The organism is Sulfuricurvum sp., assembly GCF_049277495.1.
Taxonomy (GTDB): domain Bacteria; phylum Campylobacterota; class Campylobacteria; order Campylobacterales; family Sulfurimonadaceae; genus Sulfuricurvum.
Genome location: NZ_JBASYM010000047.1, coordinates 18748 through 36016, shown reverse-complemented (window position 1 = coordinate 36016; position 17269 = coordinate 18748). Strand labels below are relative to the sequence as shown.

The following is a 17269-nucleotide window of genomic DNA, read 5'->3' as shown; positions in this document are numbered from 1 at the left end:
GTACGCTAACGCCGGGTTCCCTTCTGCGGGAAGCTCGCGCACAGTGAACCGTGCTATTTCTTTAGTTTTGCCTGTTCTAATTCCCAATATTCCATCGCAAAGACTTGCGACGGGGTCAATGATTTCCACCCGCCGAGCTGTTCGGCACTGAGAATCGCGGTAATGGTGTGCTCTACGATATCGGCGATAATCTCAGACTCTTTCGTATCTTTACCCAAGGCAACGGCACCAAGCCCTTTGATAATAGCGTAGCGCGGCGCGAGATCGAGGCAGATGTGTTCTTGGGATGCGTGGAGATTAAAATATTCCTGATACGCTTGGACAAAGGCCGCGATCCCCGAAGTGATATCGTCACCGATCAATGCAGGGAAGGGTTTGATGCGGATAACGTGTTCGGGTGTCAGTTCCCCGTTATGCAGTATCTCTTGCAGATTAGGAAGCAGGCTGAGCGCTTTGGCTCGGGGGGAATCGATTACATTGGCGACAATCGCAGAGCCGCGCAGAGGTTCAACCTCTTTAATGAGGGCTTCTATCAAAAGAGGATCGGCACGGTTTTCTCTTACGTCACTCGGGAGGGTTACGTGTGCTTTGAGATACTCTTCGGCAACACTCACGATATCAATCATCTTCTCATAGGCCACCCGTGCATCGTTATCAAAGGTGAAAACACCGTGGTTCATCAAAATCATCCCGTCCAAGCTATTCCAGTCGATGTTACGGGTGAGATCGGCAATATATTTAGCCAGTTCAAAGCCCGGCATCACGTAATCGACGAGGAGCATATCCGCTCCATAAAGCTGTTGTACCAAAGATTTGCCGTTAGGGGTATTGGTCAGCGTGACGACGGCATCGGCATGGGTGTGATCCACGAAGTCAAAGGGGATAATGGCATGCAAAATCGCTTCGATGGAGGGATTCGGGAATGTTTGGTCGCTCATTGCGGCACGCTGCTCTTTTACCATTTGGGAATCACTCAGTGTTTCGCGTTGGGCCATGGTGATCAGTACGTCCAGATCGACAGGGGAAAACCCCGGTTTTTCGATCGTGTCGAGATTCCATCCGCTTCCCTTGACATAGAGGGTATTGCCGATTTTAACAGAGGTGTTCCCTCCGCCGTGGAGGACTAAATCCTTGCTTTGCCCTAAGAGCTGAGAGGTGTAGACACGCATCGCGAGAGGATCATTTCGGTAGTGGGCGGCTACGGTATCGTCAAAGAGACTTTTCATAATGTAAGATCCTTGTATTAGTCGTCAAATTATAGCGATGCAAGGATGAAATATGTTACTATTGCCACAATTAAAGATCATATTTCAAGGATTATCATGCCGTTACTCGATAGCTTTTGTGTAGACCACACCATTATGCCCGCTCCTGCCGTTCGCCGTGCCAAAGGGATGAAAACTCCGAAAGGGGATGATATTACCGTTTTCGATCTCCGTTTCTGCCGCCCGAATGAGGCAGTTCTTTCGCAGGAGGGGATTCATACATTGGAACACTTGTTCGCAGGGTTTATGCGTGATCACCTCAATTCAGGTTCGACCGAGATCATCGATCTCTCTCCGATGGGGTGCCGTACCGGATTTTATATGAGTGTGATCGGATCGCCGAGTGAAGAGGATGTCGCCGATGCGTGGGAAGCGTCGATGAAAGATATTCTCGAAGTTAAATCTCAAGACGATATCCCTGAACTCAATATTTACCAATGCGGTACCTATAAAATGCACTCCCTCGAAGATGCAAAAGCGATCGCGGCAGAAGTGCTTCGCAAAGATATCGATATCATGGATAACGAAGCGTTGAAACTTGATCTTGCGAAGGTAGAAAAATAATGATCCTCTTGTTACCGATCGATGGTGATGATACCCAAGAATCAGAACTGACCGGGATTCTATCAGCAAAGTTTTGGGCAACGGTCGAGATCGAAGAGGGGCGTGTAATCGAAATAAACTTTTATACGGATCGCTCAACAATCGAGGCGCCATGCGATGCGGTGATCGTCACGAATAACTATGAACCGGTGATGGAGTTTCTGGATCAGCAGATGATGGTATTGGTTGCTCACTCTCAGCGCACTATCGATGATATCGTCGAAGCGTATCTTTTCCGAGAGTTGCACGACTTGTCTTTATGATTACTGCGCTTCTTCATCCGACACCGCATACGAAAATTATGGTGGTAACGAGTCATTTGGACTCTATGGCGGAGGAATTAGCCGGTTTTCTTTCTCCCTATGATGGGTCGATTGACCTTTCACTTTTTCCGGGAGAGCATCAAGCATTAGAGCATACGACATTTCATAAAGTGTTTTCGCTCAAAGATTATAAATCTCCCGCAGGGGGAGTGCCTCGTGATTACGCCGCAGTGATCGTGCAGGACGTGTTGCACTTACATGAATCTCCAAATAAATTTCTCCAGCTGATTTACCGCACACTGCTTAACGCCTCCGAAATCATCATTGTCCAGAAAAATGGTTCTATGGGTATCGCTGAGGTCGAATCGCTGCTTGATCAGGGGGAGTTTCGGGCGATCAATGCGATTACCGATCTCATCGAAGGATATGAGATCATCGTTGGAAAAAAGATGCATATGTGGGGAGCGGGTCTGTAGGAATATTTTTTGCATTATTAGAACGATACTATAGGTGATGTTACTAACGGTAAAGTTATAAATGAATTTATAGGTTAAGACGTAACTATTTGTTAAGATATAACCGATATACTTATCGTTATAATAAAAGAAGAGTCATAATATCAGCGTTAATGTTAATTAAGCAGATGCGGATATAATTCCAAATCAAAAAAATATGTTCAGTATGAACATTAATAGGTTAATAACCTTAGAAAGAATTAAAAATGCCAAGCATAGTAATCAATGTAAAAAGCGTTACCGGTGGTTTCGATTTTATTGGGTCACGTGGAGCTGGTGAAATTATTCGTGAAAAAATGAAGCCTGTACTTGATAAAGATGGTCAAGTTACTCTTGATTTCGCAGGAGTAGAACAAGTTACTCAGTCTTTTATAGATGAATTTTTTGGGATATTTATTCGAGCATTTGGAATTGAATATATCCGTGGAAAAGTAAAACTTGTCAATGAAACTCAGGGTATAAAAGATACGATAAATATTGTAATTAAATACTCTAAAGAACGATCAGCTTAAACATAAAAGTCCTCATCTTCTTCTTCGAGGGCTTCTTTCCATAAATAGTTTTTTCGAAAATAATCCATATCATAGTTAATATTTGCTTCTTCGAATTCGAATGCAACGACAACCCCATTCCATGGTGGTGATAACGTTTCTGTAGAATAAGATCCATTTGAATATCTAAGCAAGGCATCATTGGAAATAATAACAAATTTACCACCTGTCATATTTAAGATCTCATACATTGCATACAGACCAAATCCTGCATTTTTATGAGCACCATACATTACTGCTTCTGTAGAAGTAATACCTTTTTGCAGAGCTTTTATTATTGCTGCTAACTCATTATCGACATCATCGAAATTAAGGAGTAAGTTTCTTAAAAATCCTACCCCTCTATCAGCAACTACAAACTGTATTTTTCTGTTAGATGGGAAATACTGAGCCATTGCATATCCACCTACTGACGAGTGTGAATGATCAGCTACATTGTTCATAAGTTCAGTAAAAAGGTATTGTAGATAGTCACGTAAATCTTTCTGATCCTTTGGAGAAAGCTCGTGAAAGTTCTTTAGCATAATTTGTGTTATATGATTGGCAATTTTATCAACATCAGCTCTTTGAAAAATACATTCAATAGGACTATATGACTTATGACTTTGATATTCTGATAGTATCATATTTCGAATATACCCATTGCCAATATTGATAGTTAATTTTTCATGATTTTGATATGCACGTATCATAGCTGCAAAAATAGGTTCTGCCCACGCTGGGCTTCCAAAATCAGTATTTTTTTCACTAAACAAATGAAGATATTCCCCTATGTTATCAATAGTTACGCGCATTAATCTACCCTTGTGTTCGTAAAAGAACTTCCTTGATTATATTGAAATGTTCGTTAAAATGATTTTTACCTCTTCGACACCGTATGCTGAATTATCTTCCTCATCCCGATGAACATGAGAACCAATTCCCTTAGAGAGGTAGCAGTAATAAAGATATAGCCACGATAAGCAATACTCTCTGAAAACATTGCCGAAGCGATCATGCTGAGTATAAGGAGCAACGCCCTGCTGAAACGGCGATGATCGCTTGTTTCTCTTTTGTATCCATATTTTCCGCTTTGTTAAATAATGAGCACCATTATAGTTTAGGAAAGTAAAAAGATATAGTTGTCATGAAGAATTGCGGCGGAGAAACGGATAAAATATTTTTGGGAATGAATAAAGTACGACAAAATTGTTGTATTTTTTATTATTCTCGCCGGATTGGTGCAAAGAGAGGATAAAAAACCGGGAATAATTGATGTATTCATAGGGATATCTTATACAAAGGATAAGCCATGTATGAATACGATGTAGTGGAAATGAACGATTCCAATTTCAACCATCTGGTCCATCATTTCGATGAAGAGGTATGCGAAATAATCGGATACGCGCAGGAACTCGGTGCGCTCGGATTTCATGCCGAATATGACGGGGATATCTACTGGGACGAGCGTTAAAACACCGAGGTGCTGCTTTATTACAAGTGAGCATCATTATAATTTGGGCAGGTAAAAAGATATAATTTTGCTAAACGAAAAAAGGTTCGGTAATGGCAAAAGAGTGGGTACAGAGCGAAGACGGAAGTTATACAGCTTATAGTTCCGAATATGACGAGCATTACCATTCGACGAAAGACGGTGCTCTCAACGAATCGCTCAAAAAACATATCGAGCCCGCTTTTGCACTGCATCGTGAGAAAGATCATCTGCGCATCATCGATATCTGTTTCGGGCTTGGGTTTAATACTCTATTGAGCCTCTATTACCGTGACACCTATTATCCTGACACGACGCTCGAAATCTACTCTCCCGAACTCGACGGCGATCTGGTCGCTTCTCTCGTCGATTTTCCCTATCCCGAAATCTTTGAGCCGTACCGTAATATGATCACCGACATCGCGACACTCGGCGGATATGAGGATGAGCGGACGCAGATCACGGTTGAAATCACCGATGCACGTAAAGCGATGCGGGATTTGGAGGGGGAATGGGATGTGTGTTATCAAGACGCTTTCAGCCCCTCGGTCAATCCTGCCCTCTGGACGCGGGAGTATTTCGCCGATATCGCGCGGCTGATGGGAGAGGAGGGAGTAGTGACGACCTATTCGACGGCACTCTCTACGCGGCTGGCTCTGTATGAGAACGGATGGAATGTCTACCTGAATTCGGGTGAGGGGTATCGCAATGCGACGATCGCTTCACGACGGGAATTGAAAGAATATGAGAAAGTCGATATGGAGCATAAGATTCGGTGCAATCCGGATACCAAATCCCTTAGCGACGAAAATCTGGCTCTTTAAAACGGTAATGTTCGATTAAATGGCGAAGACGGTTCTCGTTGAACCGCCAAAAGTGCTTAGGATCAAACTTCGGATGTTCCGTCATTTTTTGATACAGCTCTTCATCGGTAAGTGAGGGATGGTCACGGTCCGTTTCGACTAATATGCGCTCTAGAAGTTCCACCGATTCGGGAGTCGTGTCATCGTCTGCCAAACGTTTTTTCGGTAAAAAAAGATAGACTTTATAGAGCGAGAGAATCAGTCCTGCGACGAATGCTCCCATCATGATCCATTGTATTTTTGTCATAGCGGTTAATAGAGTGAACTGATATGATCGATGTCATTCCAGCTGAGATCTTTTTTGGAGGATGAGGTGAGAATATGACGCATATAGCGGGCAAACACGTCGGTTTCGATATTGACGCGGGTCCCTTTTTTATAGGTGCCGAAAAGAGTTTCTGACATAGTGATCGGGATAATGGTGAGACGGAAAGCGTCTTTCAACACTTCGTTGACGGTCAGGCTGATTCCGTCGATCGTAATAGAACCCTTCGGCGGAATCAGAGGGATAAATTCCGAATCGATATGGACAACGACATCATAGCTGTTGCCGTTGTTGGTTATCGAGTCGATGGTGCCGATCGTATCGATGTGTCCCTGGACGATATGCCCTTCAAACCGGTCTCCCATCATCATGGCAGGCTCGATATGGACGCTTCCGGAGAGCTTTTCGGTAGCGATATGGGAGAGGGTTTCGGGGGAGAGTTCAACAGTGAATCCGTCACTCTCGATGCTGACGACAGAGAGGCAGGTTCCGTTGATGGCGATAGAGTCTCCCAGTTTAGGGCGGTGGGCTGCTTTGAGCGACAGCCGGTTGCCGCCGAAACTCTTCACCTGTGCCATCTCCCGAATCAATCCTGTAAACATAATGCCCCTTTGTTAAAATACAATCTTACCCTCTTCTTGCAAAGAACGGATAATGCTTTTCGCTTTTTCATGACCGTTATAGGCCGCTTTTCTACACCATTCCAGTGCGATATCATGATCAGCTTCACATCCCAGACCCTGATCGTAAAGAAGTCCCAGATTATACTGGGCTTCAGGGATATCCATTGCTGCGGCTCGGGAAAAGCAGATAAAGGCTTTCGGATAATCCTGAATAACCCCATGCCCCTCTTTGTACAATACGCCGAGATTATTAAAGGCATTTGGATTACCGCGTTTGGCCGCTTCTTCGTACCAAAAGGCGGCTTCGGAGAAATTCTGGACACATCCGATTCCCCGTTCCAGTGAGAGTGCGGCTTCATATTGGGCTTGCGCAAAACCTAGAACCGAAGCGCGTATCAGGAGTTCATGTGCTTTGTATTGATCGTGGGCAACAACGATTCCATCCGCTACCATGAGTGCAAGGTTGTAGATGGCGGCAGGCTCATCCAGCGCCGCGGCTTGGAGATATAGGTGATAAGCCCGCTCTAGGGAGGATTCCACTCCCAGCCCTTTTTGGTGCATATAGCCGAGTGATGAGAGGGCGGTAGGGTTGTTTTGAAGAGCTAATGTTTCGAACAGTTCCAAAGCCTCTTCGTATCGCTCGCTATTAAAAGCGTCAAATGCGTTTTGGATCATACAGATAACCTCGTTTAATTTTCCGGTGATTATAGCAAGGCGGCCTTAACGACGTACTTTTCGCTCATTTCGCTGTTTTTCTTTAAGTTTTGTGACAACATCTTTAAGTTCCTCTTTTTTCTTGAGGAGCTCATCTCGGATGAGGTACTCGTCTCCGCCATCTACCTCAGGATCGTATTCGAGAGGCTCAGGCTTGTAGTTTTTGAGAAGCTCTTCTAGTGTTTTGGCGTTTGCGGCATCCATGGTGTCACCCGTCATCAAAATATTTTCTTAATTGTAGGCTATTTTTCCTTTGCATTTTTATAGGTTTCAACAATGGTAGCTATAATTGCATTTATAATTTACGCAAAAAGAAGTAATAATGAATTATGACGTTATCGTCGTCGGCGGAGGACACGCCGGAATCGAAGCCGCACTTGCCTCTGCGAGAATGGGTCAGAATACGCTTATGCTCTCCATGTTAGCCGAGCAGGTAGGGGCAACCAGCTGTAATCCTGCTGTCGGCGGATTGGCAAAAGGGCATTTAGTTCGAGAACTTGATGCCCTCGGCGGTGAGATGGGGCTGTTGACCGATGAAGCGGGAATCCAGTTTCGCATCCTCAATATTACCAAAGGGCCTGCCGTCCGCGGAAGCCGTGCACAGATCGATATGGACCGCTACCGTGTCATTGCGCGGAACAAGATCTTGACAACCCCGAACATGTCGCTGATTCAGGAGACGGTGAACTCGCTGATTATCGAAGAGAATACGGTAGTCGGTGTCCGAACCCATCTGCTCAATGAATACCGGGCTGCGCGGGTCATCATCACAACGGGGACATTTTTGAATGGCGTTGTCCATATCGGAGAGATCACCCAAGAATCGGGGCGTTTCGGAGAATTTCCGGCTAAAGGGCTGAGTGATTCGCTCCGCGCGGCGGGACTGAATGTCGGACGTCTTAAAACGGGGACCTGTCCCCGTGTGGACAGTTCCTCCATCGATTTTTCCGTCATGGAGATCCAAGACGGAGATGAGCTTCCCAATCCGTTCAGTTTCCGTACCGACCGCGAGGAATTTGCCCGGACGAAAAAGCAGCTCCCTTGTTATATCGCCTATACGAATGAAGATACCCACAGCCTGATCGAGGGAAATTTCCATCGGGCTCCTTTGTTTACCGGTCAGATCGAAGGGGTAGGTCCGCGTTACTGCCCGAGCATCGAAGACAAGATCAACCGTTTCCGCGATAAAGAGCGCCATCATCTCTTTATCGAGCCGCAGACGGCGGAAAATACCGAGTGTTATATCAACGGAATGTCTACCTCTCTTCCTCCCGATGTTCAGCGCGCGATGATCCACTCGGTGCACGGGATGGAGAATGCGAAGATCGTCCGTTACGGCTATGCGATCGAGTACGATTATGTCGATCCGACAGAGTTGAAACACACGCTGGAGACGAAAAAGGTCAAAAACCTCTATTGCGCCGGACAGATCAACGGGACGACGGGATACGAAGAGGCAGCGGCTCAGGGGATGATGGCGGGAATCAATGCCGCATTGTCGCTGCAGGGGAAAGAGCCTCTCATCTTGCGCCGTGATGAAGCCTACATCGGTGTATTGATCGATGATCTGGTGACCAAAGGGACGAAAGAACCGTATCGTATGTTTACCTCCCGCGCCGAATACCGCCTCCTTCTTCGTGAAGAGACGGCTGATTTGCGTTTGGGACGCTACGGCCATGCTTTGGGACTGATCGATGATGCTCAGATGGAGCGTATTGAGACGAAACGGCGTCAAATCGAGGAAGGATTGGCCCTTTTGGAAGAAACGATCTACACCCCGAACAAAGAGTTTTTAGCCTTTTTGGAATCGATCGACGAAGAGCGGATCAATGACAAAATAGCCGCCGCTCAGCTCGTGTCGCGTAAAAGTTTTACTTTGGAGAAACTGGTCCAGTTGCTTCCGAGTTTGGGAGAATTGGACCCATATATCCAAGAACAGGTGTTAATCGAGGCAAAATATGCCCGTTATGTGGAAAAACAGAGCGAAGATATCGAAAAAATGTCGCGAATGCTCCATATTGCCATCCCTGAGAATTTTGATTTTAAATCGGTTTCGGGACTCTCGAATGAGATTGTCGACAAACTCGGTAAATTCAATCCGCCGACGCTTCAAGCCGCATCACAGATCAGCGGTATGACCCCGGCGGCATTGGATATTTTACAGATTTATATCAAGATGGCTACTAAAAAGTAGCCTGTCCCTTTAAATCATCAACTTACGAAAACTTTGCAAACACCAACGCCCTTCTTCTTTTACTAGATCAATCTGTACAGCAATATTTTTTTGTTTCTCGGAAGTCAATGTAGCTGAAAATCTTAATTCGTTCTCATCTGTACTGCTAAAATCATAAATTTTCGTCACATCTAAACAGATATTATTTTCCGCAACGATATCACCAAAAGGAAATTCTATCTCCGCATTAGTCTCATTTGGAGTAAAACTAAATAACGCCCCTTTTAGATATTTTTCACTTCCGCTGCAAACTGCTTTGTTTAATACACCATACACTGTAGGTTGTGCTTCATCTATGATTTGCAGCAATTCAGGATTATTAGGCAATTGAGCCGTTTGATCATAGTGCACCCGATCCTGTAGATCATGTACACTTACATAGTTCAAACCATCCATCATTTTTAATGCCGTTTTTGTTTGACTGCAACCTGTAAATATTATTGCCATTACTAAAATCCATGCTGATACTTTCATTGTCTTCTCCATTGTTTTATTTCTCCCATCCGTCTTTGATATATAAACTGTCCAATATCCGCTGTGATCGTTTTTGAAGGTCTTCGTAGGTGTATTCGTTTGCTAGCGGTTCGAGTTCTTTGGAAAGGTTTGGGACGCGGGTATAGGTAAGATCAATAGAAACTTTCTTAACCACAGTTCGTTCAGAATTGAATTTATAACAACCATAATGTTTTTTACGCTCCCCAAGTTTTTCATTGTAAGATTCATTAATTAAGCATATATACTTTTCTTTCCCATGTGTTTCATAATGCAAATTTACGTCTATGGTCTCTCCATTCGGTTTTGTCCTTTGTAAAGGAAAATTATTTATTTTATTTTCAATAGATCTCTCTCTCTCAGTATAAGGATAAATTGATGAAGAAAATTCTACGTCATAGTGAATAGATCCAACTCCTTTTCCACTTCCAACAGGATGTTGATTTAATCCAAGAGAGATATTTTCTCCATTGTACATGTTCATACCATACCAACCACCCATCTTTATAAAATCATCTTGTTTAACGATCGGCATGGAGACATCGAAATACTTTGATGTAAGTTTCAGGTTATTGGCTTCTTCGACACTGTCAATTTTAAAAAAAGTGGGAGGGTTATTTCCAGCTAATCTGGCAGATAAACCATTATAAGTATCAACCGCTCTTTGGGCACTGCATCCTGACAACAGTGTAAATACCAATAAAATCAGTACATAGGGAATAGTTTTTTTCATTGCTTATCTTTCGTATAGAGATTGAGATCGACATTCAAGGTTTTATAATAATCTGCAAGTGGAGTTTGTCCAGCATCTGTTTTTGGGTTATAGAAATTTTTTATATCCTGGGTTACACTCTCATCCCCACATCCAATGATACACGGATAGTAGGAGTGCGGAGACGGATTGTTTTCTGATGGGATAAATAATGACGGTAGTCTCAGTAAAGACTCTCCGATATTGAGCAGCACATTATCACTCTGATTGACCCCCGCTGATTGCCAGCCCAACAGGCTCCCGACCAAATCTTGCGGGTTCACTTGGGAACGAAATACATTTGATATTTTGCCCTGATCTTTTCCAAAGCGTGTTTCAATACCTTGCGTTCCTCCATAAATCTCCGTCACCAAATCCGCTGCAACATTATGATTTACCGGAGAACCCGCATACCCTACGAGCAGTTGGCTGTTTGGATTGTTTTTCAAAATCTCTTTGAGATCATCTTTGTATAGATTCATACCGTTGTGGGTCATCATCGTCCCTTGGGAATGTGCTCCTACCGTAAGGTTTCCGTTAGTGATCGTCGCCATTTGATCGATCACCTCGCCTGTTTGTCGCGACCCTCCGGTTCCTAAAACACTTAGTCCCGTATTAGATGTCAAATGATCCTGTACATCTTCGATAAAGTCTCCTACGATACCATGTGTTTGGTTGTAGTTAAGTACACTGTTTGCTCCCCCCTGTTGGGTTTGCTGGTTATAGATCGCTACATCAACAGGGTTAAACATCCCGTTGGTAAAGAGATGATCTAAATTCGCCGCTTTAATTGCTTCAGAACTAATATGAATCTTATAATCTCTAAGCGGATCGCCATCAATAGGTTGTTCGTCAATACGTACTGCTTTGTTAGGGTTTGTGGTATACACGTGAATCTCTTCGCCGGTAATTTTATTCGTTTGAATCACTTCTTTTATATCTGTTTCGGGAATACCCATCGCCAATAGCTGCTGTTTATCTTTTAGGATAATCATATTTCGATTATCCCCTGTCAGCTGTGTAGCGATCTGGGTGATATACCCTCCGCCATTTCCTTTGGATGGTAACAAACCTATTCCTCCTGCTGCATCCAATCCTTTACCGACCACGCCCGCCAAGCCTCCGCTATCTCCATTCGGTAGGTTTTCCGTAATCTCTTTGTAAACGCTGAGTCCCATATCTTTTGCCGCTTGTTTCCAGTTTTGGGCTGTCTGTGTAGGATTGAGCACCGAATTGATTGAGTTTTGGCTTGCATAGATGTCGTAGTTCTCACTCTCGTCTTTGGTGATCTGTTGAGCTTTGGTAATGTCACGATTAAGAGTAGTCGGTAATGACTCTTGGTCGAGAGCGATCGTTCCTCCTCCGATGGTTGCGCGGTTGATCTGCTCTTTATCGCTGTTGGCATATCCTGCTTCGAGAGTCGCTCCGGTAGTCCCTTTGCTATCGGCCTGGAATTGCGATGCGGAGATGTTTCCGATTCCGATATTCATCGAGGTCGATGTATCGTGATCGCTGATATCGCTTGTGCTGAGTGTCCCGGTTGCCAGATGGACGTTATTCGCATCATTGCCGTTGGCATCTTTGGTAGCGATGATCGCTCCTTGCAGGTCGGTATTGCCTCCGACCGTAATATCGACTTGCTTAGTCGCAATAATACCCGTCTGTTCCTCCACCCATGCTTTGGAACTGCTGGATTTGCCTGCACCGACACTTCCGCTTCCTGCTGTACTAAGGGATATGCTCTCACTGTCGCCTTTGGAACTTCCGGTGTCTTGGACGCTAATGAGGTTTAAATTTCCTCCGACATTTGCACTCACGGTATCACCGGATACATGGGCCCCTTGGAGCGTTGTATCTCCTGAGGTGTTGAGTGTGACGTCATTTCCTATGATGTAACTATCACGCTGCGTCGTATCGTTAGAACGATTTTTGGACTGGGCATACGATGCGTCAACCTGACCTTCTCGTGTTCCGAATAAAGTCACTTTGAGCGAGCCCGATTTATCCGATGATGAGGAAGATGCGTTTTGCGCGGAGGATTTAAGAATAATATTTTCGGCATTCATCGATACTTTATTTCCTGCCATGACATCACTGCCTGCAACGGTGACCTCTTCGCCGGCATCCAACGTCACATCATGCCCGGCAGCGATTGTGGAGCTTTGTGCGGAGGTACTTTGAGCGGATGTTTCACTTTTTGACATCTCGGCAACCGCATCGAATCCGGCGCTCACCGAATGGGAAAGGGTATTTGTCACGAGATCAACGGATTTGAGTACTTTTGATCCCGTACTTACAACATTATCTGAATCGGGGAGAGACTGAATCGTGTCGGCTAATTGTTTGGCTGCATCAGTAACGTGTTGTTCAACTCCTACTTTTATTCCCGCTTTGAGTTCCTTGTGAACCTGATTTTTATAGGCCGTTGCGTCTTGAGAAAGGATATTGATATTTTTATCGGCTTGGATCAAAACATCGTTATTGGCGATAATATCTGACGCAAGAACATTGGTGTTGTTACCAGAATGCACAGTAATATTATCACCGAGCAGCTGTGAACCTACCTCTTGTGTTTGCCCTTCTCCTAATTTATCGGATTTAGTGATTACTCCGGCAAAGAGTGACGCTTCGTTCATATTAAGCGTTACACCGATTCCTGCTTTGGCAGTTGATTCTTTGTGATCGTGGCTAGCGGATTCCGTTGCAGAGAGGATATTTATGTCTCTTTGAGCATTCACATCAATCGTTGAAGCAACGATATTTGATCCGATTGATGTCACGTCTTGTCCCGCTTCTACTGCTATCGTTTTTCCACTCAGATTTGAGCTTTTTTGAGTGATATTGGCTTTGGCATCTTTTGTTTGTTTCTCTTCGGCAACAGTTAACATGCCGTCACTAAAGCCTAAACTTAGCCCTGATTTTTTGCTGTAGTGCTGCTCTGTATTTTGTTCTTCATCTGATAAAATATTGATATTATGAGCCGCTTTTATACCAAGTGCATCCCCCGCACTCACATTCGACGCCACGACATTAATGTCTTTTCCCGAATTCATGATGATATTTTTGGCTTCGGTTTTCACGGTCGCTTCGTGGAGTTTCACCGCATCGGTACTGTCAAGCGATGCAGAACTGACCAAACCGCCGAGAGAGCTTTTGGACTCTTGGTGAAGTTCTGCTTCACGGTAGGCTTTGGCGAGGACGTTGATATCTCCTGCCGCGTCCACTTGGATATTTTCCGCCGCTTTGAGATTTGCGGCTTGAAGGGTGGTATCTTTGCCGCTGGTGATACTAATGTTATTTCCATTAATACTCGAAGAGACAACATTCTCTTTGAGCGTCATATCCCGTTTGCTGGATGAGCTGAAAGTTGATTTATTATGCGTTTGGACATCCATAAACTCACGATCATTGGCGGCGGTAACGTTGACGTTTTCTCCTGCATTGATGGCAACATCCGTCCCTGCAACGCTAGAGGAGTGGAGGGTCACATCCTGAGCGGCATTGATACTGACGTCACCCCCTGCGGCAAGGGTCGAAGCGTGCTGTTTTACCGACTCGATCTCACTTGAACCGTTTTTCGTCCTATTGGTGTAATGGGAATTTTGCTCCAGGGCGCTCAAGGTGACATTCTCACCTGCAAGGACGACATTTCCCCCTGCAGCTGTTTCGGCTCCTGTGAGGGTAATATCCTGAGATGCGCTTAAGAGCATATCTCTTTTGGATTGGATGGTAGCACTCTCTCCTACAGTGCCGAGAGTTCCCGTGGTTCCGTTTTGATTAAGGGTGATAGTTTTTAGAGCGGTTTGTGAGACAATGTTTCCGTTGTCACTGACGAGGGCGACGTTATTCCCGCTGATTTTTCCACTAGTATTGGTGATGTCGCCCTCTGTATGCAGAAGCATATCTCCATTACTTCTTATAGCTCCGCCGCTGTTGGTGATCGTGTCGGCTTGAGCAAGGAGAGTTCCTCCTGCTCTGAGCTCACCGCCGTTGTTTAACCCCTGTGCTACGGCAAGCGCCATATCGCCTCCGGCTATGATCTTACCGCCCGAAGTCAGCTCTTGGTTTTTCAAAGATGCGAGATAAACGACGGGAACGAGGACATGTTGACCCGAGACCACCTGATCTTCCATCCAGACGATATCACGATTAAGGGCAGCAATTTGGGAAGCCGATAGACTTACTCCAAGTTCTAGATGTAAATCGCTACTGACCGCAAGCGCATTATCCATCAGCGCTTGGTACTGCGTTGTGTCCGAACCGAATCCGGCAAGATACCGCTCACCCGTGAGACGAAATACGGCGTCACGTACCAAATCGGTCTCATAACGGGCATCCCCGAGACGTTTGGTGTTGGCTGCGGTATCGAGATGCAAACGGCTCATGATGTAATCCGAGCTGATAAAGGTGTTGTAGTCCGCATAAAGGGGATTAGACTCGATCAAGTACGGGAGAGAGGGATTGGTTACGGTAACGAATTGAGAGTAATTTCCGTTTGGAAGGGTATATTGAGAACCTACGGAAATATCATTGAAGTGCGATGATGCAGGAATTCCCTGTGAAGATGTATTGGTCGGTACGCTACCCTCTATGACATCAGCGTTATTAATACTGATTAAGTTACCATAAATATTCCCGCTTGCTTGAATGGTAGAGTAGACGTGGTCAGTAATAGTATCAGTATGGTTCAGTGCTCCCCAATAGCTATCATTATGCCAATGGCATCCACTCCAACCGCAACTTTGATGTTGACGATCGTAATAGTATTGGGTTTCAACCACGTCATGGGCATCGATCGAAGCTTCATTATTTACCGAACCGCTTAGATAGAGATCGCCGTTTGTTGCTATCATTGAATAGCGGTTATAGATTGCCGCATTGATCGACATATCTCCACCGGCTAAAATATAGGAGGGGACATACTCTGTTTTATCAATCGTATCAAGCCATTTTTCAGCATACAAGGTATTCGAATTAAAAATGACACCTACCATACTTTCCACGTAACGCGATACATGATTGGTGATTATCGTCGGTGTTATATTCGAAATATTTTCCACTGCCGTTGATTGAATTAATATATTTCCATCGGCTTGAATCGTTGCGGACTCATTTCTGAGGGTACCTGTATCGTGGATGTTAATTGAACCTGCTGATTTGATTGTAGCATCTGCTGTATTGCGAAGTGTATTCGATGCACTTAGATCGATTGCATTGGCACTGTAAAGTACTTCATTATTAGTAATCGTGTTAGCATGTATACTGAGCTGATTGCCTCCGATCATTCCGCCGTTGTTTATCAATGTTTGAGTATCAACCGATAGCGTAACAGCTCCTTTCATCAATGCATTGTTGGTTAAAGCGGTTGTCTCGATTTGTGCTATGTCAGCAATAATATTCTGCTCATTGAGCAACGTCGGTGTGCGAAGTGATAAAAGACCGGCATTAATTGTCCCCAAGTTATGCACCGAATGAGACATATCCAAGATCGCATTCTGCGATTCGATGAGAGCTCCGTTACCGTTAATCATATCTGTAGCGGTTGCATTCAAACCGCTATATGCCGATAGTATTCCGGTATTGCTCAGGGAATTGGATATATTCAGGTTCATTGTATCGCTGTACATCGTACCGCTATTAGTCATATCTCCTGCACTGACATCCACTTGCATTCCGACAAGGTCACCCTCATTGGCAAGGTTATGAGATGCTATTAAAGTAACGTGATCGGCACCTGTTCGCTCTTTAAGCGCTATGGAATCTGAATGAGACTGAACACTCAGAGTATTTTCGGCAACGGCGCTTCCGAGGATAATATAACCATCCGCACTTAGGCTAAGGGAATCGCTTGCATACGTGATCTGGGGGAGATTGACACCAACCCCTTTATCGGTTCCGACCAGCCGGATCGTATTGGCATAGATCCCTCCCAATGCACTCGAATCGATCGAATACCCGCTGCCCGAAACGCCGTCGGATGTAACCGTGCCGTCAGTCGCAATATGATTTTCTCCAGTCACGACATCGAGTTTTTTGGCATATAACGCGGCATTTAACTGAAGTGTTTTCGTATAGAGATCGACACGGTCGATATTATCTGCATTCAGCCCTGTCCCCTCAACTAAAATATCACCGCGCTGTACATGAAACCCACTCAGCGTATCACCGTTTAGAACTGCCGTTCCGGTAGTCAGGGTAGCACGCGGGGAATTAATAAATCCGCCTCCATTTACCGTGATCCCGTTCGGGTTGGCGATGATGACATCGGCACTGTGCCCCGCAACTTCCCCATACCCTCTCAAAAATGAGCGATTAGTTCCCGTCACTTCGTTTAATATCACCCGTGCGGGAGTCGTTCCGAGATTGGCATTTCCCTGAACCCATCCCCCGAGCTGAGTCGATACGGCACTGGTGGCATTATTGAGAATAATACCTGAGGGATTAATGTTAAAGTCGCTAAATTTATTATGCGACAAACCGCTCAAATTAGGAGTGACGATATTGATAAGAGGGATACCGTTAGCGGTCGACTCTATCATCGCCTGATATTTCTGTGCCGCAGTAGTATCGACGACGATTCCGTCGGCATAAAGCGCATTCCCGAGTAATACCGCAGAGAGGATACATGAGATCGATTGCCGGTAAAGGTGTGTAAACATG

Annotated in this window: 16 protein-coding genes; 7 read left to right on the top strand and 9 right to left on the bottom strand. The window is 44.9% G+C overall.

Annotated features, from left to right (window positions below):
* Positions 1-53: 53 nt before the first annotated feature.
* On the bottom strand, positions 54-1226 hold the full coding sequence (locus tag WAO38_RS08720; protein WP_422236264.1) for a class II aldolase/adducin family protein: 1173 nt from the start codon (positions 1224-1226) through the stop codon (positions 54-56).
* 96 nt (positions 1227-1322) lie between these two features.
* Here WAO38_RS08720 and luxS point away from each other — a divergent pair, with 96 nt between their 5' ends.
* The 4 genes from luxS to WAO38_RS08700 all read left to right on the top strand — a co-directional run bounded on the left by luxS (position 1323) and on the right by WAO38_RS08700 (position 3158).
* On the top strand, positions 1323-1829 hold the full coding sequence (luxS, locus tag WAO38_RS08715) for an S-ribosylhomocysteine lyase (RefSeq protein ID WP_422236262.1): 507 nt from the start codon (positions 1323-1325) through the stop codon (positions 1827-1829).
* Entirely contained in the window at positions 1829-2131 is a 303-nt protein-coding gene (locus tag WAO38_RS08710) for a hypothetical protein (protein WP_422236260.1), read from the top strand. The genes luxS and WAO38_RS08710 overlap by 1 nt, the downstream gene beginning before the upstream one ends.
* Positions 2128-2607 (top strand): hypothetical protein, encoded by a 480-nt coding sequence (locus WAO38_RS08705; RefSeq protein ID WP_422236258.1) that lies wholly within the window; start codon positions 2128-2130, stop codon positions 2605-2607. Before WAO38_RS08710 ends, WAO38_RS08705 begins: the two co-directional genes overlap by 4 nt.
* Before the next feature lie 245 nt (positions 2608-2852).
* Positions 2853-3158 (top strand): STAS-like domain-containing protein, encoded by a 306-nt coding sequence (locus WAO38_RS08700; protein ID WP_422236256.1) that lies wholly within the window; start codon positions 2853-2855, stop codon positions 3156-3158.
* Here WAO38_RS08700 and WAO38_RS08695 read toward each other — a convergent pair.
* A complete protein-coding gene (locus WAO38_RS08695) occupies positions 3155-3991 on the bottom strand; it encodes a hypothetical protein (protein WP_422236254.1) in 837 nt (278 codons plus the stop codon). The two genes, WAO38_RS08700 and WAO38_RS08695, sit on opposite strands and share 4 nt — an antisense overlap.
* Positions 3992-4488: 497 nt before the next feature.
* Here WAO38_RS08695 and WAO38_RS08690 point away from each other — a divergent pair, with 497 nt between their 5' ends.
* Positions 4489-4650 carry a hypothetical protein gene (locus WAO38_RS08690; protein WP_422236252.1) on the top strand — a complete coding sequence of 54 codons (162 nt, stop codon included), beginning with the start codon at positions 4489-4491 and terminating at the stop codon, positions 4648-4650.
* 92 nt (positions 4651-4742) lie between these two features.
* Positions 4743-5492, top strand: a complete 750-nt coding sequence (locus WAO38_RS08685) for a tRNA (5-methylaminomethyl-2-thiouridine)(34)-methyltransferase MnmD (RefSeq protein WP_422236250.1) — start codon at positions 4743-4745, stop codon at positions 5490-5492.
* Here WAO38_RS08685 and WAO38_RS08680 read toward each other — a convergent pair.
* From WAO38_RS08680 to WAO38_RS08665, 4 genes are read right to left on the bottom strand one after another with little or no spacing between them, the layout of a single operon-like run.
* Positions 5467-5778, bottom strand: coding sequence for a hypothetical protein (locus tag WAO38_RS08680; protein ID WP_422236248.1), 312 nt, complete (start codon positions 5776-5778; stop codon positions 5467-5469). The genes WAO38_RS08685 and WAO38_RS08680 overlap by 26 nt on opposite strands.
* Positions 5779-5783: 5 nt before the next feature.
* Complete coding sequence (locus WAO38_RS08675; protein WP_422236246.1) at positions 5784-6398, bottom strand: riboflavin synthase; 615 nt, start codon at positions 6396-6398, stop codon at positions 5784-5786.
* Between the two features lie 12 nt (positions 6399-6410).
* Entirely contained in the window at positions 6411-7094 is a 684-nt protein-coding gene (locus WAO38_RS08670; protein WP_422236244.1) for a tetratricopeptide repeat protein, read from the bottom strand.
* Positions 7095-7139: 45 nt separating this feature from the next.
* Positions 7140-7352 (bottom strand): hypothetical protein, encoded by a 213-nt coding sequence (locus tag WAO38_RS08665; protein WP_422236242.1) that lies wholly within the window; start codon positions 7350-7352, stop codon positions 7140-7142.
* 103 nt (positions 7353-7455) lie between these two features.
* Between WAO38_RS08665 and mnmG the strand changes: the two genes are divergently transcribed.
* Positions 7456-9327, top strand: a complete 1872-nt coding sequence (gene mnmG, locus WAO38_RS08660; protein ID WP_422236240.1) for a tRNA uridine-5-carboxymethylaminomethyl(34) synthesis enzyme MnmG — start codon at positions 7456-7458, stop codon at positions 9325-9327.
* A gap of 9 nt (positions 9328-9336) precedes the next feature.
* Here the strand turns inward: mnmG and WAO38_RS08655 are convergent, their stop codons facing one another.
* The 3 genes from WAO38_RS08655 to WAO38_RS08645 are packed head-to-tail and all read right to left on the bottom strand — an operon-like array spanning position 9337 to position 17268.
* Positions 9337-9840 (bottom strand): hypothetical protein, encoded by a 504-nt coding sequence (locus tag WAO38_RS08655; protein ID WP_422236238.1) that lies wholly within the window; start codon positions 9838-9840, stop codon positions 9337-9339.
* A 16-nt stretch (positions 9841-9856) separates the two neighbouring features.
* Complete coding sequence (locus WAO38_RS08650; RefSeq protein ID WP_422236236.1) at positions 9857-10591, bottom strand: hypothetical protein; 735 nt, start codon at positions 10589-10591, stop codon at positions 9857-9859.
* The gene (locus WAO38_RS08645) at positions 10588-17268 is read right to left on the bottom strand and encodes a hemagglutinin repeat-containing protein (protein WP_422236234.1); all 6681 of its coding nucleotides are present in this window, start codon (positions 17266-17268) and stop codon (positions 10588-10590) included. Before WAO38_RS08645 ends, WAO38_RS08650 begins: the two co-directional genes overlap by 4 nt.
* Between the last annotated feature and the right edge of the window lies 1 nt (position 17269).